Below are 20,057 nucleotides of genomic sequence, written 5' to 3'. Positions count from 1 at the left end.
CGGGCCGGTCCCGACGGGAACGGAGGACGTCCGGCCGTTGCGCCGGCCGTCGCGAGCGGCTGGGAGACGCAGGCCCGTGCCCGGACGCCCGTCGTCGCGGCGGTCGCGGTGGGGACCCTCGGCCCGCTCGCCCGGACGATGCGGGCGCAGGGCCCGAAGGTGCGGGCGCCGTGGCGGTCAGCGACCGGCCGTGCACAGGGGCTCGCCCACCTGTCGCAGATGGCGCAGCGCCGTGCGGTGCGAGTCCAGGAGACCCGTCCGGCAGTACGGGATGCCCAGCTCGGCGCAGTACCGCTCGGTGATGGCCTGGGCCTTCGCGAGCGCCGGTGTCGGCATGCTGGGGAAGAGGTGGTGCTCGATCTGATAGTTCAGGCCGCCCATGAACACGTCGGTCAGCGCACCGCCGTCGACGTTGCGGGAGGTCAGCACCTGGCGGCGCAGGAAGTCCAGCTCGGTCCCCTCCTCGATCATCGGCATGCCCTTGTGGTTCGGTGCGAACACGGAACCGAGGTAGAGGCCGAACAGCCCTTGGTGGACGGCGATGAACGCGAGCGCCTTGCCGGGGGAGAGAACCGCGAACAGACCGCCGAAATAAACGGCGAAATGCGCGACCAGCAGCGTGCCCTCCAGCACGGGCCGTTTCATCGACGGACTCCGCAGTGCCTTGAAACTGCTGAAACTCAGATTCAGGCCCTCAAGGGTCAGCAGCGGGAAGAAAAGGGCCGCCTGGTGTTTCCCGACGAACCGGGCCGGCCCCTCGGCCTGCCGAGCCTGACGGCGTGACCACACGATGATGTCGGGTGCGACGTCCGGGTCCTTGTTCTCGTGATTGGGATGCGCGTGGTGGCGCGTGTGCTTGTTCATCCACCAGCCGTAGCTCATGCCGAGCAGCGCGTCGGCCACCACCAGGCCGCCGATCTCGCTGGGGCGCCGGCGGGAGAACACCTGGCGGTGCGCCAGGTCGTGCGCGGCCAGCCCGAGCTGCCCGAACACCACGGCCAGCACGGCGGCGACGCACAGCTGCCACCAGCTGTCGCCCAGGACCAGGAACGCGGCGACACTTCCGGTGAGCGCCAGACCGACGGCGGTGAAACGCACCGTGTAATACAGCGGACGGCGGCGGAGCAGGCCCGCCTCCGTCATGCGCCGGGACAGCTCGGAGAAATCACTCCCTCTCCCGGAATTTTTCTCCCGCTCCCTCTTCCGCCCGTTCCCCTGAAATTCCGTCCGCTGTTCTCCCTCGCCCGGGGAATGGATGCCGGTCGGTATCGTCGAATTGGCCATGCGTGTGAGTATGGGCGCGGTTCACGGTGCGAAGAAGGGCGCTGGCACCCGCATGCGAAAGGACGGTTCCCCCCGGGGGGAGGGGGGTGCTGCCCCCAGGGCGGGGGCGTGGCCCGCGCCACCTCGGCACCGCCCGCGCTTGACAGTGCGCGCGGCCGGCCCGCACGATCGGCCCGTGAACCTGTCAGACAGCCAGACAGGTGGTGCGGCACCACGGCGCGTCAGCGCGACGGAGGCGGTGCTCGCCCACCTCCGCGACGCCATCGAGCGCGGCGAGTACGCCATCGGCGACAAGCTCCCCTCCGAGGCCGAGCTGTGCCGCGGCCTCCAGGTGTCCCGCCCGGTGCTGCGCGAGGCGCTGCGGGCGCTGCAGACCATGGGCCTGACCGTGTCCCGCACCGGCAGGGGCACCTTCGTGGTCGCCGACGCCGTGCAGGACCCCACCTTCGGCGACTACACGGCCGGACACCTCATGGAGGTGCGCCGGCACGTCGAGATCCCCGTCGCCGGCTACGCGGCCCGCCGCCGCGGCCCCGAGGACCTCGGCCGGCTGCGGGGCCTGCTGGAGCGGATGGAGCGGGAGACCGACACCCGCGCCTGGGCGGCCATGGACACCCTCTTCCACCTCGCCGTGGCCGAGGCCGCCCAGAACCCGGTGTTCCGGCGGGTCATCGAGGAGATCCGGGACGCCCTGGCCCGCCAGTCCGCCTTCCTCAACGAGCTCGGCGGCCGCCGCGCCCACTCCGACCGTGAACACCGGGCCATCGTCGAGGCCCTGGCCGACGGCTCCGAACAGGACGCCGTCCGGGCCATGACCCACCACCTCGACCGTGTCGAGACCACCCTCACCGACATCGTGCGCTCCACGCGCACGCCGGGCCCGCGCACCACCCCCGCGCCGGCCCGCCCCGACCACCCGCAGGCAGTGTGATGCACAGCAGTCTCCCCGCGGACGCACCCCCGGTCCGCGCACCCCGCCACGCCCCCGTCGCCCACCTGATACGCGGCGGAGTCGTCGAAGGAGTCCACTACGGCTCCGTCGTCGTCCTCGACGCCGACGGCCGGGCCGCGTTCCGTCTCGGCGACCCCGAGGCGGCCTTCTACCCGCGCTCCGCGCTCAAGCCCGTCCAGGCGGTGGCCATGGTCCGCGCAGGTCTCCCGCTCGACGGCGCACTGCTGTCCCTGGCGGCGGCCAGCCATTCCGGCGAGGAACGCCACCTCGACGGCGCCCGGCGCATCCTCGAACACGCCGGACTCACCGAGGACCACCTGCGCAACGTCCCCGACCTGCCCTTCGACCCCGCCGTCCGGGACACCTGGGTGCGCGCGGGCCGCGGCCCCTCCCGGCTCGCCCAGAACTGCTCCGGCAAGCACGCCGCCATGCTGTACACGGCGAAGCTGAACGGCTGGTCCCTCGACGACTACCTCGACCCGGCCCATCCCCTCCAGCGGGCCGTCGCCGAGACCGTCGAGGACCTCACCGGGCGGCGCGTCGCCACGGTCACCGTCGACGGCTGCGGCGCGCCCCTGTTCGCGGTCTCCCTGGAGGGCCTCGCCCGCGCCGCGGCCCGCATCGCCGGCGCCCTGCCCGGCACACCGGAGGGCCGGGTCGCCGACGCGATGCGCACGCACGCCGAGATGGCGTCCGGCACCGGCCGGGACGTGGCCGCGCTGATGCGCGCGGTGCCCGGGCTGCTCGCCAAGGACGGCTTCGAGGGCGTCCAGGTGGCCGCGCTGCCCGACGGGCGGGCCGTCGCCGTGAAGATCGCCGACGGTGCCGGCCGGGCCCGCGTCCCGGTCACCGCGGCGGCCCTCGCCCGTGCGGGCGTGGACCCCGCCCGGCTCACCGCGTTCGCGGGCGAGACGGTACTCGGCGGAGGCCGCCCGGTCGGCGGCATCCGCCCGGTGAGCGCGCTGGACGCGACGGCGGAACCCGTTCGCGTCTGAACGAGGTGTGACCGGCAGACCGGTCCCTCGGCGCCGGGCCGTCCCACGCGTGAGGCGTGCGGGAGGGGGGCCCGCCCTCCGGCGGTCAGGCCTGTGGCACGGGGGTCCTCCACACCTCAGGCGTGCGGGACGGGGCGGCCGCTCGCCGGCGCTCAGGCCCTCGGCACCGGCCCCCATCTCAGCCGCAGGTACACCGCCACGCCCGCGCCGCCCAGCAGCCCGGCCCCGGCGGCCGTCCACCACACCGGGCGGTCGTCGGTGTCGTTCCGACGAGGCGTGGACGCGACCACGGTGTCCGCTTCCGGGCCGCCGGGCGGGCCGCTCCGCAGGGCGTCCAAGGAGCCCACCGGGTTCACCGTCCCCGCTGCCTCGAAGCCCCAGTCGAGGAGCGAGCGCGCCTCCTCGTACACCGCGTTTCCGTCGTCCGGGCGAGGGCTCATCACCGTCGCCACCAGGGTCCGCCCGTCGCGCCGCGCGGCCGAGACCAGCGTGTTCCCCGCCTGGCTGGTGTAGCCGTTCTTCACCCCGATCAGCCCCCGGTACGGGGCGACCCCGTCCGCCCCGGTGAGCAGCCGGTTGGTGTTGACGATCGGGTAGCTGCCGCCGTCACGGGCCGGGAAGGTCGCCTCCGCCCGCGCGCAGTACTCCGCGAACTCGGGGCTGCGCAGCCCCGCACGGCCGAACACGGCCAGGTCGAACGCCGACGACACCTGACCCGGTGCGTCGTACCCGTCGGGCGACTTCACCCGGGTGTCGCGGGCGCCCAGGGACCGTGCCTTCTCCTCCATCCGTTCGGCCGTGGCCCGCCAGCCGCCGCTGAGGGCCGCCAGCACCCGCACGGCGTCGTTGCCGGAGTTGAGGAAGACGCCGTTCCACAGGTCGGAGACGCGGTACGTCCGGTTCTCGGCGACCCCGACGAGACTGCTCCCCGGGCCGATGCCCTCCAGTTCCTCCGGGCGGACGCGGTGCCGGATGCCGGACGGCAGGACCGGCATCACGGTCAGCGCGAACAGCGTCTTGAGGGTGCTGGCGGGCGGCAGTCTGCGGTGCGCGTCGTGCGCCGCGAGCACCTCGCCGGTGTCCGCGTCGGCGACCAGCCAGGAGCGGGCGGACAGGTCCGGCACCTCGGGCGCCCCCGCGCGCGGACGGACGTGCGTGCCCGGCCGGTACAACAGGGACGCGGGGGCGTTCGTCGTCCGCGGCCCGGGATCGACGCGGGGCCCGGTGGTCGCCGCGGCGGGCGCGAGCGCGAGCAGACCCGCCGCGCAGAGCGCGCACCCCGACACGGCAGCCCGCGAAGTAAATCCGATAGTCATACCGCAAACGTAGGAAGCGGTGTCCCGAACCCCGTGCTGCCCCGGCCGCGAGCCGCTCGCGAGTACCCGGATGCTCTGCCCGGCTTGCGGCGGTCTGCCGGCGGTGCGCGGACCCCGATGCGCGGCCCGGGGCACGCGTCCCGTGCGGGGCCGTCCCGGCGCGACTCGGGCGGACTCCGGGGCGGCCCCGGCGGACCGGCTCTAGGCTGGGCGGATGTTCAGCCCCGAAGGCCCCCGACTGAGCGAACTCGCCGTCCAGGCACTGTCGTCCGTGGAGCGCGGCTACGACCTCCTCGCCCCGAAGTTCGACCACACCCCCTTCCGCACCCCCGACTCCGTGCTGGACGCCACCGCCGCCGCACTGCTGGAGTCCGGCCCCTACGGCACCGGGCTCGACCTGTGCTGCGGCACCGGCGCGGGCGTCGACGTGCTGCGGCAGGTGTGCCGGGACGGCGTCACCGGCGTGGACTTCAGCGCCGGGATGCTGGAGGTCGCCCGCTCGCGCACGCGGCCCGAGGGGCCCGACGTCTCCTGGGTGCGGGCGGACGCGCGGGCCCTGCCGTTCGGGCCGGAGTTCGACCTCGTGGTCAGCTTCGGGGCGCTCGGCCACTTCCTGCCGCGCGAGCTGCCGGTCCTGTTCGCGCAGGTGCGCAAGGTGCTCCGGCCCGGCGGCCGGTTCGTCCTCCCGGTCGTCGCACCGCCCCGGCCCGGCTCCCCCGCCCACGTGATGCTGCTCGGGTTCGACACCGTCATGCGGGTGCGCAACGCCCTCTGGCGTCCGCCGTTCGTCATGTACTACCGCGCCGTGCGCTTCGGCGGCCTGTGGCGCGGGCTGGAGCGCGCCGGGTTCCGCGTGGAGTTCCTCGCCCTCCCCGAGTTCGGCCGCCGACGGGACGGGAGCCCCCGGGTGCGGCTGATCGTGGCCGAACGGGGGAAGGGCTGACCGTCCCGCCGGAGCCCCGGGCCCGTTTCCAGGTCCGGCGGTCCGGCGGGGACCGTGCGGTGCGTCAGGCGCGGTCCCGCATCCAGCGCAGTTGCGCCGCCTCCTGGTAAGGGCCGCCGCCCTCGTGGTCGTTGAAGTCGTACACCTCGATCGCCTTGTCCTCGTGCGCCCACGCGTTGAAGGCGGCGAACACCGTGGAGGGCGGGCAGGTCTGGTCCTCCAGCGCCGCCGAGAACAGGGCGGGCGCGGTGCCGCGGGCGGCGAAGTGCACGCCGTCGAAGTAGGACAGCGTGCGCCGGACGTCCGCCGCCCGGCCGCGGTGGGTCTTGAGGTAGTTGCCGATCTCCCGGTAGGGGTTGCGGTCGGTGAGCGTCGTGGCGCGCGGGAAGTCGCACAGGAACGGCACGTCCGGCGCGACGCCCGCCAGGTCCGGCACCAGGCCGCCCACGGCGAGCGTGATGCCGCCGCCCTGGCTCGTGCCCGTCGCCACGGTGCGGCCGGCGTCGGTGAGCGGGTGCGACCGCGCCGCCTCCACCGCGCGCACCGCGTCCGTGAACACCCGCCGGTAGTAGTAGTTCTCGGGTGCGTCGATGCCGCGCGTCATGAAGCCGGGGAACGCCGGACCGGCGCCCACCGGGTCCGCCGTGCCGCCGCCCCCGCCCCACGCGCTGCCCTGGCCGCGGGTGTCCATCACGAAGTGCGCCCGGCCCGTGGACGCCCACAGCAGGTGCTCGTGCGGCAGCCCGCGGCCGCCGCCGTACCCGACGAACTCCACGACCAGCGGCAGCGGCGCGTCGGCGCCGGCGGGCAGGGTCAGCCAGCCCTTCACCGGGTGGCCGCCGAACCCGGCGAACGTCACGTCGAAGACCTCCACGGTCGTCAGTCCCGTGTCGACCGGCTCGAACCGCGCGTCCAGGTCGTGCCGGCGCGCCTCGTCGAGCGTGCCGGACCAGAACGCGTCGAAGTCCTCGGGCTCCGTGGACGCACTGCGGTACGCGCGCAGCTTGTCGAGGGGGAGGTCGAACAGGGACATGGGGGACCGCCTTCGTGAGGGACCGTGCGCAGCGAGGTCACGTTACGTGGATCATGCGGCCCGTCGCCAGAGTGCGGGGGAAAAGTCCCAGGTGAACCTCGTGGAAAGCGGTTGCCCCCGTGGGGTGCCCGGTGGATGTCAGACGCCCCGGCGGGTCCACCGCGGTCCGGTGCGGGCCCAGTCCCGCTCCCACTCCTCGAGCCGGAGCCGCAGCGCCACCCGCCGCACCGCGCGGTGCGCGAGCAGCAGCACGGCCGCCGTGCCGCCGGCGGCCAGGGTGCCCGTGCCGACGCCGTACTGCCACACCGACGCGTCGTCGACCGGCGGCAGCACCTCGCGCCCCCGGGAGTCCAGCCAGACGTGCACCGGGTCGCCGGGGCGGACATGGGCCGGCACCCGCGCCACGGTCGTCCGCGTGCCCTCGTCCGGGTCCGTCCAGCGGACGGTCGCCCGGGAGGCGTGCCGCCGCTCCGACCCGGCCGGGGGACGCGCCGTCGAAGGGCGCTCCAGGACCTCGGCGCGCACCCGGTGCCGTTCGGCGCGCTGCTCGTCGGCTGCCGCCCGCGCCTCCCCGTACGCCCACCGGGTGGTCAGCAGCCCCGCCGACGGGACCGTCAGGCACAGCAGCACGGTCACGGCCACCGTCGTCCACGCCTCGACGACGTCCGACCGGCGGCACAGCGGGCCGCGCCGCCGCCGGGACAGCACCCGCGTTCGCATCTCTCGCCTCCCCTCGCCGTCCCCCGCAGCCGAGGGGGTGACAGGCCGAGCGGGGCGGCGGACCCAGCGGCTCCGGGACGCGTCTCACGGCACGCGCGGAACGGGTCCGGGGCGGGTGCCCCCGCGGCGGGCGCGTGAAACGACACCGCCCACGGGCGCGGCGCGCGGGCCGGGCCGGGTCAGCCGAAGCGCTCGATGCGGATGCGCTCCACGGGCTGACCCGCGGCCACCAGCAGCCTGGAGGCGTGCTCGGCGAAGGAGTTGGAGCCGCACACGTAGGCCTCCCACCCACCGGGCGGCTGCTGGGCCAGGAGCGGCGCCACATGTGCGGCGGCCACACGTCCGACGGCCGTGCCCTCCGGGGCGGTCCGGGTGAACACCGGGGTCGTCTCCGGGCCGTACTCGTCCGCGTAGATCAGATCCTCGGGGCCGCGCGCCGACACCAGCAGCCGCAGCGGCAGCGTCAGGTTCCGGGCGCGGTGGTGCCGCACCATCGACATCAGCGGGACGACGCCCGAGCCGGCGCCCAGCAGCAGCGCCGGCCGGTCGCCCGGCCAGGCGAAGAAGCCGCTGAGCGGGCCGCGCATCTCGATCCGGTCGCCGGGCCGGGCCACCGTGTGGAACCAGCCGGAGACCTCCCCGTCCCGCACATGGTCCAGCGTCAGCTCGACGTGCCCGGAGTCGTCCGGCGCCGAGGCGATCGAGTAGTGGCGCTGGGCCGTGTACCCGTCGCCGGCGGTCAGCCGCACCATCAGGTGCTGGCCGGGCAGATGCCCCGGCCAGCCGGGCACCGCGAACCGGAAGGTGGACACGCGGGGCGTCTCCCGGCGGATCTCCGTCAGCGTGGCCGTCCGCCACACCGACGCGGCCCGCCGGCTCACACCGATGCGCCCGGGCACGGCGAAGCGCGTGGCCGGTGTTCCCGGCCGCGCCGTCTGCTCAGTCACCGGAGTACCGCTGCTCCTCCCACGGGTTGCCCCGCGCGTGGTAGCCGTTGCCCTCCCAGAAGCCCGGCTCGTCGTGGTCCAGCAGCCGCAGCCCGGCGATCCACTTGGCGCTCTTCCAGAAGTACAGGTGCGGCACGATCAGCCGTGCCGGGCCGCCGTGCTCGGCGGGCAGCGGCTCACCGCCGTACTCCCAGGCGATCCAGGCGCGCCCGCCGGTCACGTCGGCGAGGGGGAGGTTCGTGGTGTAGCCGGTGTGCGCGTACGCCACGACGTGCGTGGCCGACGGCAGCGGCCGGACCCGGTCCAGGAAGGCGTCAAGGGAAACACCGCCGAACCGCACCCCGAACTTCGACCAGCCCGTCACACAGTGGATGTCGCCCTCGTAGGCGTCGGCGGGCAGCGCGTGGGCCTGCTCCCAGTCCCAGGTGCGGGGCTCGGCCACCAGGCCGTCGATCCGGAAGGTCCAGTCCTCGGGCGCCAGGTCGGGGGTGACCTCGGCGGACAGGACGGGCCACTCGTCCCGTGCGTCGTACTGGCCGGGCGGCAGCCCGGGGTCGTGCACGCGCGGACGGCCGGTGAAGCCTCGGGTGATGTTCACGTGATCGGCGTTTCCGTTGCAGGTGGTGCTCAAGTGTTCCGCGCTCCACGGTACGCGGTGTGCGGCCCGCGCACGCCACGGGGCGGTCCGTCGTCAGCCCGTCCCCCCGGCGGACCGGGCGTCGGGACGGGCCGGGTGACCGGCGAACCGGCGCAGGTCCTCCTCCGGCCGGTCCGCGAGCCCCTCCCCGAAGGCGGCGCGCCTGTCCCCGGTGACCTGGGTGTTCCGTCCGAGGAGGTCGTGGGCAGGTGAACCAGGTGCCGGCTGAGGGTTCCTGAAGGCGCCGTACCGCCAGAAGATCGTCGGGTAGGGTGGCCGTCCGGCCGCGGACCGACCCGGCCGACCCTTGAGGAGGTGAGACCCATCACCGCTTGTCAGGTCGGGTGCTCTCACCTCGCAGCGACACGGTCCACCCGGAGCGGGTGACCCCGAGAGCGCCCTTCGGCTCCCGAAAGGCCGGGCTCTTGCCACACCGTTCTGACCGTTCCCCTTCTTCTCCTGCCTTCCCGTCCTCTTCTCCCGCCCTCCCGTCCCGTGACGCGGTCGCGGCCGTGCTGCGCGCGGCGGGCTGCGTCTTCGCCGAGGACGAGGCCGACGTGATCCTCGCCGCGGCCGACGGCGACCCGCGTGCCGTCGACGCGACGGTCGCGCGCCGCGCCGCCGGACTGCCCCTCGAGCTCGTCGTCGGCTGGGCCGAGTTCGGCGGCCGGCGGATCGTCGTGGAGCCGGGCGTGTTCGTGCCGCGCCGGCGCACCGAGTTCCTCGTCGAACAGGCGCTCGCCCGGGCGTCGGACGCGTCCGTGGTCGTGGACCTGTGCTGCGGCTCGGGCGCGGTCGGCGCGGCGCTGGCGGCCGCGCTCGGCGCCGTGGACCTGCACGCCGCCGACATCGACCCGGCCGCCGTGCGCTGCGCCCGCCGCAACGTCGGGGTCCTCGGCGGGCAGGTCCACCAGGGCGACCTGTTCGACGCGCTGCCCGCGCGGCTGCGGGGCCGGGTGGACATCCTCGCCGCCAACGTCCCGTACGTGCCCAGCGACGAGATCGCCCTCCTCCCCGCGGAGGCCCGCGACCACGAGCCGCGCGTCGCCCTCGACGGCGGCGCGGACGGTCTCGACGTCCTCCGCCGGGTCGCGGCGGAGGCCTCCGCCTGGCTGGCCCCCGGCGGCTCCCTGCTGACCGAGACGAGCCCCCGCCAGGCCTCGACGGCCCTCACCACGCTCACCCGGGCGGGCCTCCGCCCCCACCTCGCCGTCTGCGAGGACCGCCACGCCCAGGTGGTGATCGGCACACGGCCGTGAGGGGGCGGCGCTGCCCCCGGCACGCGGTCATGGGCGGCAGCCGGCCCCGTGCCCCGGGCCGCCGCCGGAGGCGCGCAGGCGCTCCGTGGGAGGGTCCCCGGCACGCGGACCGCAGCCGCGCCACACGCGCCGGGCACGCCAGGGCTCACGCGGCTGCCGGTGAGGCGCCCGCCTTCGTGCGCGCACGAGGTGTGCGCGGGCTCCTGGTAGGCGTCTGATCGCCGGCGCGGTCCGGGGCCGCACGGGCCGGGGCGGCCGCCGGGATCGCCCTCGCACGGCGGCACGGCCTCCGTGCCCGGGGGAGGTGCGGTTCCCGGAGCGTGGCCCACGTGCGTGGCGCGCCGGGGGCGCCTGACGCTGCCCGGCTGTTTCTCGGGCGGGCGGCCGGGCGGGTGGTGCCGGCGTCCGGCGTCCTCCGTCCGGGGTGTGCCGGAAGTTTGCTGTGGGCGACCGTGCGTGGGGTGTGTTCGGACGCGCCCCGTGCCCGGGGGAGGTGCGGTTCCCGGAGCGTGGCCCACGTGCGTGGCGCGCCGGGGGCGCCTGACGCTGCCCGGCTGTTTCTCGGGCGGGCGGCCGGGCGGGTGGTGCCGGCGTCCGGCGTCCTCCGTCCGGGGTGTGCCGGAAGTTTGCTGTGGGCGACCGTGCGTGGGGTGTGTTCGGACGCGCCCCGTGCCCGGGGGAGGTGCGGTTCCCGGAGCGTGGCCCACGTGCGTGGCGCGCCGGGGGCGCCTGACGCTGCCCGGCTGTTTCTCGGGCGGGCGGCCGGGCGGGTGGTGCCGGCGTCCGGCGTCCTCCGTCCGGGGTGTGCCGGAACCTCGCCGTGGGCGACCCCGCGCGGGGCACGTCCCGAACGCGCCCCGCGCCCCGCGCCTCAGTCCGCCGGGGCCGTGACCCGCGCGATCAGCAGGGCCACGTCGTCGAAGTTGTCCGGCTCGTGCAGGGTGCGCAGGAGGAGCTCGCAGACCTCGTCCAGGGAGTCGGCCGGGGTGCCGAGGAGGGCGAGGAGGCGGTCGAGGCGGGCGTCCAGGGGGTCGCGGCGGGTTTCGACCAGGCCGTCGGTGTAGAGGACCAGACGGTCGCCCGGATCCAGGTCGACCGTGGTCGTCGAGAAGGCGACGCCGCCCACGCCCAGCGGCACCCCGGTGGGCAGGTCGAGCAGCTCGGGCGGGTGGCCGGCGCGGATGCGGACCGGGGGCAGATGGCCCGCGTTGGCGATGACGCAACGCCGCTCGCGCGGGTCGTGAACGGCGTAGACGCAGGTGGCGATCGCCTCGTCCAGCTCCACGGTGATCCTGTTCAGGTGTTCGAGCAGCACCGCCGGGTCGAGTCCGAGGGAGGCCAGGGTGTGGGTCGCGGTGCGCAGCCGGCCCATGGTGGCGGCGGCCGGGATGCCGCTGCCCATCACGTCGCCCACGACGAGCGCCGTACGGTCGTCGTCCAGCGGGATCACGTCGAACCAGTCGCCGCCGACCTCGCTGGTGGCGCCCGCCGGCTGGTAGCGGGAGGCGACCTCCAGCCCGCCCGTCACGGACGGATGGCTGGGCAGCAGGCTGCGCTGGAGCGTGAGCGCGGTGTCGCGGGCGTTCTGGTACCAGCGGGCGTTGTCGATCTGCACGGCCGCCCGCGAGGCCAGCTCCCGCGCCAGCAGCAGGTCGTCCTCGTCGAACGGCTGAGGGTTGCGGGTGCGGATCAGGTCGACCGCCCCCAGCACCTCCCCGCGCGCGATCAGCGGCACGGCCAGGTACGAGTGGACGCCCGCCCGGGCCAGTATCTCGGCGGCCTCGGGGGAGCGGGCGATCCGCAGCAGGTCCTCGTCCTTCACCTGCGCCACCATCACCGGCAGCCCGGTGCGCACGCACTCCGTGATCAGCCGGTCCGGCGCGTACCGGATCACCCGGCCCGGCGGGTCGGCGGCCGGCAGCACGTCGGACGCGTCGATCCAGCGCACCGCCAGCGCCCGCATCAGCGCCGGCTCGGCCGGGCCGAGGACGCTGCGCCGGCCCCGTGCGACCGCGTCCAGCAGGTCCACCGCGGCCGCGTCGGCCAGTTCCGGCACGGCCACGTCCGCCAGCTCGCCGGCCGTGCGGTCCAGGTCCAGCGTGGTGCCGATCCGCGCGGAGGCGTCGGCGATCAGCGCGATCCGGCGGCGCGCCGTCTCCGCCTCGGCGTTCGCCCGCCGCCGGTCGGTGATGTCCACCACCGACACGGCGACGCCCAGCACGGTGCCGAGCGCGTTCTCCAGCCGGTACAGGGACACCGCCCAGGCGTGTTCCCCCTCCGGGTCGGCGGGGGTGCGGCCGGTCATCGACCGGTCGACCAGCGGACGCCCGGTCCGCAGCACCTCCTCGGCGGCCTGCTCGACCGAAGCCGCGTCCACCAGCGGGAGCACCTCCCGCATCGTGCGGCCCAGATGCTCGTCGGCCGGCAGGCCGTTCATCCGCTCCAGCGCCGGGTTCACCGACACGTACCGCAGACGGGTGTCCAGGACGGCCAGCCCGATGGGGGCCTGGGCGACGATCCGGGTGGACAGTGCCACGTCCCGTTCCAGCCGCCGCACCGTCGACTGGTCGACCGCGAGACCGAGGGCGTACACCTGCCCCCGGTCGTCCAGCAGCCGCATGTTGCGGAACTCCACCAGCCGGGTTCCGCCGTCCTTGCGCCGGATCGGGAAGGCGCCCGCCCAGCTCCGCCCGGTGCGCATGACCTCGGCGAACAGCTTCTTCACCAGGTCGAGGTGTTCCTCGTGCACCATGATCCGGGCGGCGTACCGGCCCAGGGCCTCCCGCGCGGAGTAGCCGAACAGCTCCTCCGCCTGAGGGCTCCACAGCACGATCCGTCCCTCGGGGTCCAGGACGACCGAGGCCACGCGCAGGACGTCGAGCAGCCCGCTGGGGCGCACCGGTCCGTCCCCGCCGGCCGGGAGTGACCACGCTGCGCTCATCCCACGCCCCGCCTTCGCCGAGTCCGCGGCACGCCGTCGCCGCGCCGCCGTCCCTTTGTCGTACCGCGCGCGAGGGCGATTGTCCGCCGCTCCCGTCGTCCGGTTCCTGCTCTCACCCCATCCTGGCCGGTGTCCGCGGCCGCGTCATCGCGGGAAGGGCGTGCGGGGGGCGCGGGTAGTGCGTTCCGGCGTCCGGTGCTTTGCTGAGGGAGGGCGGGGGGACGGCGGTGTGACCACGGAAGGAGCGATCACGATGGTCAACGAGCCCACGCACCCGGAGCCCGTGTCGGTCGAGATCAGCGGATGCGGCAAGGACGACGCCCGGATCGTCTTCGACACGCTGTGCGCGTGCTTCTCGTCGGACCGGTGCTCCGACGACATCCCCGAGGAACTGCACGAGACCCGGCCCACGGTGTGGCTCGGCACGTTCGACGTCGCCGACGCGCGCGAAGGGCGGGCCCGCCCCGCGCGGCTGTCCTCCCCGGTCGACGCCGACGTGTACGGCGGCTACTGGGCGATCGACCGGTTCCGCACCACGCTGGACGGCCTGTTCCGGGTGAGCGAGCTGAGCGGGGTCTCGGGCGACCAGGAGCGCGAACTGCACGTCCGTCTCGAGAGCAGGTGAGCCCGGCCGGAAGTCTGTGCCCTCCGTCACCCTCATTATGCAACTAGTTGCATAAGTCGGTGCGCGTGCCCTACAACTACAGGCACCACACCGCGCACGGAGGGCCAGATGAGCCGTTACCCCCACCTGCTGACCCCCTTGGACCTGGGCTTCACCACGCTGCCCAACCGGGTCCTCATGGGTTCCATGCACGTCGGTCTGGAGGAGGCCGAGGGCGGCTTCTCCCGCATGGCCGAGTTCTACGCCGCGCGCGCCCGCGGGGGAGTGGGCCTCATCGTCACCGGCGGCATCGCCCCCAACGACGAGGGGCGTCCCTACGAGGGCGGCGCCAAGCTCACCACCGACGAGGAGGCCGAGCGGCACCGGGTCGTCACCGCGGCCGTCCACCGCGAGGGCGGCCGCATCGCCCTGCAGATCCTGCACTTCGGCCGCTACGCCTACCACCAGGACCTGGTCGCGCCCAGCCCCCTCCAGGCGCCCATCAGCCCCTTCCCGCCCCGCGAGCTGACCGACGCCGAGGTCGAACGGACCATCGACGACTACGTGCGCGCCGCCCGTCTCGCCCGGCAGGCCGGCTACGACGGCGTCGAGATCATGGGCTCCGAGGGCTACCTCGTCAACGAGTTCACCGCCCGGCAGACCAACCACCGCACCGACCGCTGGGGCGGCTCCTACGAGAACCGGATGCGCTTCCCGGTCGAGATCGTCCGCCGGGTGCGCGAGGCGGTCGGCGACGACTTCATCCTCATCTACCGGCTCTCCATGCTCGACCTGGTGCCCGGCGGCTCCACCCTGGACGAGGTGATCACCCTCGCCAAGGCGGTCGAGGCGGCCGGCGCCACGATCATCAACACCGGCATCGGCTGGCACGAGGCGCGCATCCCCACCATCGCCACCTCCGTCCCCCGCGGCGCCTACACCTGGGTCACCAAGCGCCTCATGGGCGAGGTGGACGTCCCGCTCGTCACCACCAACCGCATCAACACCCCCGAACTCGCCGAGCGGCTGCTCGCCGACGGCACCGCGGACATGGTGTCCATGGCCCGCCCGATGCTCGCCGACCCCGATTTCGTCGCCAAGGCCGCCGACGGCCGCCCCGAGGCGATCAACACCTGCATCGGCTGCAACCAGGCCTGCCTCGACCACACCTTCAGCGGACAGATCACCTCCTGCCTGGTCAACCCGCGCGCCTGCCACGAGACCGAGCTGGTCCTCTCCCCGACCCGCCGCCGCAAGCGCGTCGCCGTGGTCGGTGCCGGACCCGCCGGCCTCGCCTGCGCGGTCTCCGCCGCCGAACGCGGCCACGACGTCACCCTGTTCGACGCCGCGAGCGAGATCGGCGGGCAGCTCAACGTCGCCCGCAAGGTCCCCGGCAAGCAGGAGTTCGACGAGACGCTGCGCTACTTCCGCACCCGCCTCACCGACCTCGCCGTCGACGTCCGCCTCGACACGCACGTCACCGCCGCCGACGTCACCGGCTACGACGAGGTCGTCGTCGCCACCGGCGTCACCCCCCGCGTCCCCGACATCCCGGGCGTCGGCCACCCGAGCGTCCTCGGCTACCTCGACGTCCTCCGCGACGGCGCGCCCGTCGGCGACCGCGTCGCGATCCTCGGCGCGGGCGGCATCGGCTTCGACGTCGCCGCGTTCCTCACCGACGGCGGCGACAAGGCGCACGAGGACCCCGAGACGTACTTCCGCCAGTGGGGCGTCGACACCGGGTACCGCGCGCCCGGCGGCCTCGCCGCGCCCGAGCGGCCCGCCCCGCCGCGCACCGTCCACCTGCTCCAGCGCAAGACGTCCAAGGTCGGCGCGGGGCTCGGCAGGACCACCGGCTGGATCCACCGCGCCGAACTGCGCCACCGCGGCGTCACCATGGTCCCCGGCGTGCGCTACGACCGGATCGACGACGCCGGACTGCACGTCACCGTCGGCGACGAGAGCACCGTCCTCGAGGTCGACACCGTCGTGCTGTGCACCGGGCAGGAACCGCGCCGGGACCTCTACGAGGAGCTGGTCGCCGCCGGACGCCCCGCCCACCTGATCGGCGGCGCCGACGTGGCCGCCGAGCTGGACGCCAAGCGGGCCGTCAAGCAGGGCACCGAGCTCGCGGCGGCCCTCTAGGGAGGGCGAGGCCCGTCCCTAGGATGAGCGCATGTCACTCCCGCACGCGATCCTCACCGCCCTGCTCGAGAAGCCGTCGTCGGGGCTGGAGCTGACCCGCCGCTTCGACCGGTCGATCGGCTACTTCTGGTCCGCGACGCATCAGCAGATCTACCGCGAGCTGGGAAGACTGGAGGCCGAGGGCCTGATCCGGGCCCTTCCCCCCGAGCAGCCCGCGCGCGGGCAGAAGAAGGCGTACGAGGTGCTGCCGGCGGGCCGGGAGGAACTGGCCCGCTGGACCGCCGCGTCCCAGGACCCCAAGCCGCACCGCGACGCGCTGCTGCTGCGGCTGCGCGCCGCCGCGGTGGTCGGGACGGCGGGCCTGGAGGCGGACCTGCGCCGTCACCGGGAGCTGCACGCACGGCAGTTGGAGACCTACCAGGAGATCGAGCGCCGTGACTTCCCGCCCGGCAGGGGCGAGCCGGAGGACCGGCTGCGCCATCTGGTGCTGCGGGCCGGCATCGACCTGGAGACCTTCTGGACGCAGTGGCTCGATCACGCGCTCGCGGAGTTCGCGGAGCTTCCGGAGGCGCCGGAACGGCGGGATCAGCCGCCCGCGTGAGGGTGGGCGAGGGCTGGTCGCGCGGTTCCCCGCGCCCCTGAGGGTGGCGGGGGCGACGCCGGCCGCCCGACCGGAGCGCGTCGGACGTGACGGCGGCCGGCGCCGGGTCTACAGGTGGCGCGGGCGGGCGGCGTTGCGCCGGCGCAGGTACCAGACGGTGCCGAGGACACCGGCGCCGACCAGCGCGCCGCCCGCCACCGCGGTGACCGTGCCGTAGTCCTCCGAGGCGCCGCCGACGCCGCCCATCACACCGCGGGACGGCGACGCCGTGGGGGAGGCCGAGGGGCTGGACGACGGGGACACGATCACGGACTGGGTGCCCGCGGTGCTGCCGTTGGAGCACACCACGATCACCGTGTACGTGCCCGCACCGACGTCCGACCAGGCCGCGGACTGCCCCGCGGACGTCCCGGACAGCGCCACCTGGCGGCCCTGCGAGAAGTTCGCCTGACCGCTGCCGAGCAGCGAGGCGGTGCCCCAGTGGCCGTTGACCTGGCCGCACGCGGAGGTGCTCACCGAGACCGTGTTCCCGGTGGTGCTGACGGAGATCCCGTCCGCGGCAGCCGGTCCGGCCGGGAGCAGGGCGAGCGCGGCGGCGGCTGCCACGGCCGGTCCGAGGCGGAGCAGAGGCTTCGAGATGCTCATGTGGACTGCCTTCCGGCGGCACGGCCGGCGGTACATCCCTTGCGCCGCCGAGGTCGGGGAGCGCCCGTGCCGCCACGACGCCAGCCAACGGGCAGCCCGGCCGGCGCGCACCCCGGTCGCATCCGGGCAGGTGACGACGTCCTCCGGGCGGCTCAGCGACGGGCGCCGGGGTCAGCCGTCGGCGCCCGTCGTCACCGTGCGCTCGGCCGAGAAGGCGCCCCAGGTTCCGTCCGGCAGCAGCGGCCTGATCCGCACCCGGTGCGTGACCCCCGCCTCCTCGCCCGCGTAGAAGCGGTACGTCGCCCGGTCGCGCGGCGCCTCGCCGCCGTACACCAGCGAGGTGACGGGCCGTCCGTCCAGCCGGACCTCGTACTCGGTGACCGTTCCGTCCACGCGCGGCGGCACCCAGGAGAGCACGATGTAGTACGCCCCGCCCGAACTCCGGACCGTCGCGCGGAAGTCGGCGGGCGCGACGGCCGCGGCGCCGCCGTCTGCGCCGTCGGGGGTGGTGAGGCGGACGACGCGGCCGGACGGCGAGAGGTTGTCCGCCGCGTCCCGCGCGCGGACGGTGAAGGCGTACCGGGTGCCCGGCCGCAGCCCCGTCACCACGGCGGCCGTCTGGTTCCCGCCCACACTGTGGATCTTCGTACGCCCCTGGTGGATGTCGTACGACACCACACCGCGGTCGTCCCGCGCCGCGGACCAGGAGAGCTGGACCGCCCGGCTGCCCGCCGCCCGTCCTTCCAGGTCCCCCGGGGCGGTGGGCGGCTCCGTGTCGGTCCGCGCCGCCGTGGGGGTCGTGGCGCGCACCTCCCGGCTGGGCGGACCGAGCCGTCCGTCCGCGCCCCGGGTCCGCACCGTGAAGACGTAGGTGGTGGCGGGCCGCAGCCCGGACACGTCCACCATGTGCGTGGCGGCGGGCACTTCCTCGACCTTGGTGCGTCCCCGGTACACCTCGTAGCCGGTCACCTCGGAACCGGCGGAGGAGGCCCGGTTCCACATGACGTGGACGCTGGTGGCGCTGCCCGCCTGCGCGGTGACGCCCGTCGGAGCTCCGGGCGGCGGCCGTTCGCCGCCGGCGTCGTCCGGCCCGCCCCAGCGGCAGGAGACGGCCAGCAGCACGACCGCGCAGAGCGCGAGCAGGCGACGCGATGACGCGGTTGGGGGAACGCCACGCACGACTCCGCCTCCCGAGGATCCATGCCGGACCGGTCCGAGTGAAGGTCCGTACCAATATGGGGCTGCTGATGCGCTCACATCAAGAGGGTGATGCGGGCCGGCTGCCCCGCCGTGTTGCGTATCCTGAACGCGGAACGGGCCGAACCGCCTTTGATCCACGGCGTGTTCGGGCCCGAGGCGCGGACCGCTGTCGTCGCTGATCCCGCGCCGGTACGGGTGGCCGGACGGCCCGGGGTGACGCGCGCCCGGGCCTCCGGCGCCGTCCGTCTCCGCCGGTCCTGGAGGACCCGTCCGGCCCCTTTCGGGGCGGTCACCCTCCTCGCAACGGGGTGAAATGGGGCAAAGTGCCCTGGGTGTGCGTCCCTGTCCCCGACGAGAGGCTTTCCTGACCGTGTCCCGTGTCCAGACGCTCACCGTCGCCGTGGCCGGCGTGGCACTGCTGGCCCCCTCGGCGTCCTCCGCCGCGGAGTCGGTCCACATCCGTCCCTCCAGGACCGACGCGCGGCGCGTCGCCTCCGGCCCCGCGGCCGGCTTGCCGCGCGTCGCCGTACCGCACCGCGGGCGCGCCGAACCGGTCGCCCGGGACAGGGCGCGGGGGGCGCTGACACCGGGTGCGGCACCGGGCGGCTCCGCGGCGCCGGGTCCCGTGACTCCCGGCACGGGGAGCCCGGACGCCGCCGCTCCGGGACCGCCGACCTCGGATCCGGCGGCCGTCGACGCCACGACTCCGGCCCCCGCCACACCGGCCCCGGTCACGCCGGCCCCCGCGGCCTCCGGCCCCGCCCCGACCGGCTCCGAGCCCTCCGCCCCCGCGTCCCCCGCCCCCGTCACCGCGGCCGACCTGCTGGCCAAGGTGAGCGGCTGCGTCCCCGTCTCCCGGGGCCGGTACCGCAAGGACCGCGGCGCCGCGGCCACCGTGCCGGTGTGCGGCACGCGCGACGCGGTGTTCTGGAAGGCCGACATGGACATCGACTGCGACGGCCGCCCGAGCCGCCGCTGCAACGCCCGCACCGACCCGTACTTCTCCTCCTCCACGGCGTTCGCGCAGTCCGACGGACGCGCGCTCGGCTCGGAGAAGCTGCCCTATGTCGTGGTCCCCGCGCCCAGCGGCATCTGGGACCACCGCGACCACGGCGTGCGCGGCGGATCGGTCGCGGCCGTGGTCTACCGCGACCGGGTGAGCTACGCGGTCGTCGGCGACACCGGCCCGGCCGACATCATCGGCGAGGCCTCCTACGCGGCGGCCACGTCCCTGGGCATCGACCCGGACCCGCGCTCCGGCGGCACCCCCTCCGGGGTGACGTACATCGTGTTCAAGGACAGCCGGGTCACCCCGCTGGAGGACCGGGAGGCGGCGAAGGCCCGGGGCGAGCGTCTCGCGCGGGAGTTCGTGGACTCCGCGGACTGACGCGCCGCGCCCGGCCCCCGCCCCTGCGGGCGCGCCCTCACACCTTCCGGTAGCCGTACGCCTCCGAGGCCGCCGCCGCCACCGCGTCGAGGTCCGCGCCCGTGGAAGCGGTGACCACCGCGGCCACCGCGCCCTCCAGGAACGGCGCGTCCACCAGCCGCGTGTTCTCGGGGAGTTCGTCGCCCTCGGCCAGCAACGCCTTCACGGTGAGCACCGCGCTGCCCAGATCGGTCAGCACCGCCACGCCCGCACCCCGGTCCACGGACGCGGCCGCCGCGGCGATCAGCTCCGCGCTGGTGCCCAGTCCACCGCTCCCGGCGCCGCCCGCGGGGGCGACCGGCACCGACGCCCCCGCGCCCGACAGCCCCTGCGCCAGCTCCGCCACCGAGGACGCGACCGACGCGCTGTGCGACACCAGGACGATCCCGACCAGCTTCTCCCCGCTCAC

The 20,057-nt window shown here is 75.1% G+C and carries 18 protein-coding genes; 8 read left to right on the top strand and 10 right to left on the bottom strand.

Annotation, left to right across the window (positions count from 1 at the left end):
• Nucleotides 1–177 precede the first annotated feature (177 nt).
• Nucleotides 178–1,284, bottom strand: a complete 1,107-nt coding sequence (locus ACWH4W_RS24695; protein ID WP_473078046.1) for a fatty acid desaturase family protein — start codon at nt 1,282–1,284, stop codon at nt 178–180.
• A 175-nt stretch (nt 1,285–1,459) separates the two neighbouring features.
• On the opposite strand from ACWH4W_RS24695, the gene ACWH4W_RS24690 reads away from it, so the two are divergent.
• Complete coding sequence (locus ACWH4W_RS24690; protein WP_473078045.1) at nt 1,460–2,215, top strand: FadR/GntR family transcriptional regulator; 756 nt, start codon at nt 1,460–1,462, stop codon at nt 2,213–2,215.
• Entirely contained in the window at nt 2,215–3,231 is a 1,017-nt protein-coding gene (locus tag ACWH4W_RS24685; protein ID WP_473078044.1) for an asparaginase, read from the top strand. The genes ACWH4W_RS24690 and ACWH4W_RS24685 overlap by 1 nt, the downstream gene beginning before the upstream one ends.
• 152 nt (nt 3,232–3,383) lie before the next feature.
• Here the strand turns inward: ACWH4W_RS24685 and ACWH4W_RS24680 are convergent, their stop codons facing one another.
• Nucleotides 3,384–4,547: a D-alanyl-D-alanine carboxypeptidase family protein gene (locus ACWH4W_RS24680; RefSeq protein ID WP_473078043.1), complete on the bottom strand. Its 1,164-nt coding sequence runs from the start codon at nt 4,545–4,547 to the stop codon at nt 3,384–3,386.
• 214 nt (nt 4,548–4,761) lie between these two features.
• On the opposite strand from ACWH4W_RS24680, the gene ACWH4W_RS24675 reads away from it, so the two are divergent.
• On the top strand, nt 4,762–5,490 hold the full coding sequence (locus tag ACWH4W_RS24675; RefSeq protein ID WP_473078042.1) for a class I SAM-dependent methyltransferase: 729 nt from the start codon (nt 4,762–4,764) through the stop codon (nt 5,488–5,490).
• Between the two features lie 64 nt (nt 5,491–5,554).
• Here ACWH4W_RS24675 and ACWH4W_RS24670 read toward each other — a convergent pair whose 3' ends face one another.
• The 4 genes from ACWH4W_RS24670 to ACWH4W_RS24655 form a co-directional block, all read right to left on the bottom strand.
• The gene (locus ACWH4W_RS24670) at nt 5,555–6,523 is read right to left on the bottom strand and encodes an acetylxylan esterase (RefSeq protein WP_473078041.1); all 969 of its coding nucleotides are present in this window, start codon (nt 6,521–6,523) and stop codon (nt 5,555–5,557) included.
• A 138-nt stretch (nt 6,524–6,661) separates the two neighbouring features.
• Nucleotides 6,662–7,243, bottom strand: a complete 582-nt coding sequence (locus tag ACWH4W_RS24665) for an Rv1733c family protein (RefSeq protein ID WP_473078040.1) — start codon at nt 7,241–7,243, stop codon at nt 6,662–6,664.
• A gap of 179 nt (nt 7,244–7,422) precedes the next feature.
• On the bottom strand, nt 7,423–8,142 hold the full coding sequence (locus ACWH4W_RS24660) for a ferredoxin reductase (RefSeq protein ID WP_473079255.1): 720 nt from the start codon (nt 8,140–8,142) through the stop codon (nt 7,423–7,425).
• A gap of 40 nt (nt 8,143–8,182) precedes the next feature.
• The gene (locus tag ACWH4W_RS24655) at nt 8,183–8,788 is read right to left on the bottom strand and encodes a sulfite oxidase-like oxidoreductase (protein WP_473078039.1); all 606 of its coding nucleotides are present in this window, start codon (nt 8,786–8,788) and stop codon (nt 8,183–8,185) included.
• A 464-nt stretch (nt 8,789–9,252) separates the two neighbouring features.
• Between ACWH4W_RS24655 and ACWH4W_RS24650 the strand changes: the two genes are divergently transcribed.
• Entirely contained in the window at nt 9,253–10,086 is an 834-nt protein-coding gene (locus ACWH4W_RS24650) for a putative protein N(5)-glutamine methyltransferase (RefSeq protein ID WP_473078038.1), read from the top strand.
• Between the two features lie 871 nt (nt 10,087–10,957).
• On the opposite strand, the gene ACWH4W_RS24645 is transcribed toward ACWH4W_RS24650, so the two are convergent.
• Entirely contained in the window at nt 10,958–13,027 is a 2,070-nt protein-coding gene (locus ACWH4W_RS24645; protein WP_473078037.1) for a SpoIIE family protein phosphatase, read from the bottom strand.
• A gap of 253 nt (nt 13,028–13,280) precedes the next feature.
• Here ACWH4W_RS24645 and ACWH4W_RS24640 point away from each other — a divergent pair, with 253 nt between their 5' ends.
• From ACWH4W_RS24640 to ACWH4W_RS24630, 3 genes are all read left to right on the top strand, one after another.
• A complete protein-coding gene (locus ACWH4W_RS24640; RefSeq protein WP_473079254.1) occupies nt 13,281–13,652 on the top strand; it encodes a hypothetical protein in 372 nt (123 codons plus the stop codon).
• A 108-nt stretch (nt 13,653–13,760) separates the two neighbouring features.
• Entirely contained in the window at nt 13,761–15,776 is a 2,016-nt protein-coding gene (locus ACWH4W_RS24635; protein WP_473078036.1) for an FAD-dependent oxidoreductase, read from the top strand.
• A 31-nt stretch (nt 15,777–15,807) separates the two neighbouring features.
• Complete coding sequence (locus ACWH4W_RS24630; protein WP_473078035.1) at nt 15,808–16,377, top strand: PadR family transcriptional regulator; 570 nt, start codon at nt 15,808–15,810, stop codon at nt 16,375–16,377.
• Between the two features lie 108 nt (nt 16,378–16,485).
• Here the strand turns inward: ACWH4W_RS24630 and ACWH4W_RS24625 are convergent, their stop codons facing one another.
• Both ACWH4W_RS24625 and ACWH4W_RS24620 read right to left on the bottom strand, forming a co-directional pair.
• The gene (locus ACWH4W_RS24625; RefSeq protein ID WP_473078034.1) at nt 16,486–17,022 is read right to left on the bottom strand and encodes a hypothetical protein; all 537 of its coding nucleotides are present in this window, start codon (nt 17,020–17,022) and stop codon (nt 16,486–16,488) included.
• Between the two features lie 171 nt (nt 17,023–17,193).
• Nucleotides 17,194–18,201: a fibronectin type III domain-containing protein gene (locus ACWH4W_RS24620; protein WP_473078033.1), complete on the bottom strand. Its 1,008-nt coding sequence runs from the start codon at nt 18,199–18,201 to the stop codon at nt 17,194–17,196.
• A 646-nt stretch (nt 18,202–18,847) separates the two neighbouring features.
• On the opposite strand from ACWH4W_RS24620, the gene ACWH4W_RS24615 reads away from it, so the two are divergent.
• Nucleotides 18,848–19,609, top strand: coding sequence for a glycoside hydrolase family 75 protein (locus tag ACWH4W_RS24615; RefSeq protein ID WP_473079253.1), 762 nt, complete (start codon nt 18,848–18,850; stop codon nt 19,607–19,609).
• 37 nt (nt 19,610–19,646) lie between these two features.
• On the opposite strand, the gene ACWH4W_RS24610 is transcribed toward ACWH4W_RS24615, so the two are convergent.
• Complete coding sequence (locus ACWH4W_RS24610) at nt 19,647–20,057, bottom strand: PTS-dependent dihydroxyacetone kinase phosphotransferase subunit DhaM (RefSeq protein ID WP_473079252.1); 411 nt, start codon at nt 20,055–20,057, stop codon at nt 19,647–19,649.

This window comes from Streptomyces sp. DSM 120436 (assembly GCF_055778765.1).
The sequence above is the reverse complement of the archived record's forward strand: the minus strand, read 5'-3'. Positions and strand labels throughout refer to the sequence as shown.

What these genes read in the sequence shown, in the direction of transcription:
- ACWH4W_RS24695 (WP_473078046.1), bottom strand. Translation starts at nt 1,284, where the DNA reads ATGGCCAATTCGACGATACCGACCGGCATCCATTCCCCGGGCGAGGGA.
- ACWH4W_RS24685 (WP_473078044.1), top strand. Translation starts at nt 2,215, where the DNA reads ATGCACAGCAGTCTCCCCGCGGACGCACCCCCGGTCCGCGCACCCCGC.
- ACWH4W_RS24680 (WP_473078043.1), bottom strand. Translation starts at nt 4,547, where the DNA reads ATGACTATCGGATTTACTTCGCGGGCTGCCGTGTCGGGGTGCGCGCTC.
- ACWH4W_RS24675 (WP_473078042.1), top strand. Translation starts at nt 4,762, where the DNA reads ATGTTCAGCCCCGAAGGCCCCCGACTGAGCGAACTCGCCGTCCAGGCA.
- ACWH4W_RS24670 (WP_473078041.1), bottom strand. Translation starts at nt 6,523, where the DNA reads ATGTCCCTGTTCGACCTCCCCCTCGACAAGCTGCGCGCGTACCGCAGT.
- ACWH4W_RS24665 (WP_473078040.1), bottom strand. Translation starts at nt 7,243, where the DNA reads ATGCGAACGCGGGTGCTGTCCCGGCGGCGGCGCGGCCCGCTGTGCCGC.
- ACWH4W_RS24645 (WP_473078037.1), bottom strand. Translation starts at nt 13,027, where the DNA reads ATGAGCGCAGCGTGGTCACTCCCGGCCGGCGGGGACGGACCGGTGCGC.
- ACWH4W_RS24640 (WP_473079254.1), top strand. Translation starts at nt 13,281, where the DNA reads ATGGTCAACGAGCCCACGCACCCGGAGCCCGTGTCGGTCGAGATCAGC.
- ACWH4W_RS24635 (WP_473078036.1), top strand. Translation starts at nt 13,761, where the DNA reads ATGAGCCGTTACCCCCACCTGCTGACCCCCTTGGACCTGGGCTTCACC.
- ACWH4W_RS24630 (WP_473078035.1), top strand. Translation starts at nt 15,808, where the DNA reads ATGTCACTCCCGCACGCGATCCTCACCGCCCTGCTCGAGAAGCCGTCG.
- ACWH4W_RS24625 (WP_473078034.1), bottom strand. Translation starts at nt 17,022, where the DNA reads ATGAGCATCTCGAAGCCTCTGCTCCGCCTCGGACCGGCCGTGGCAGCC.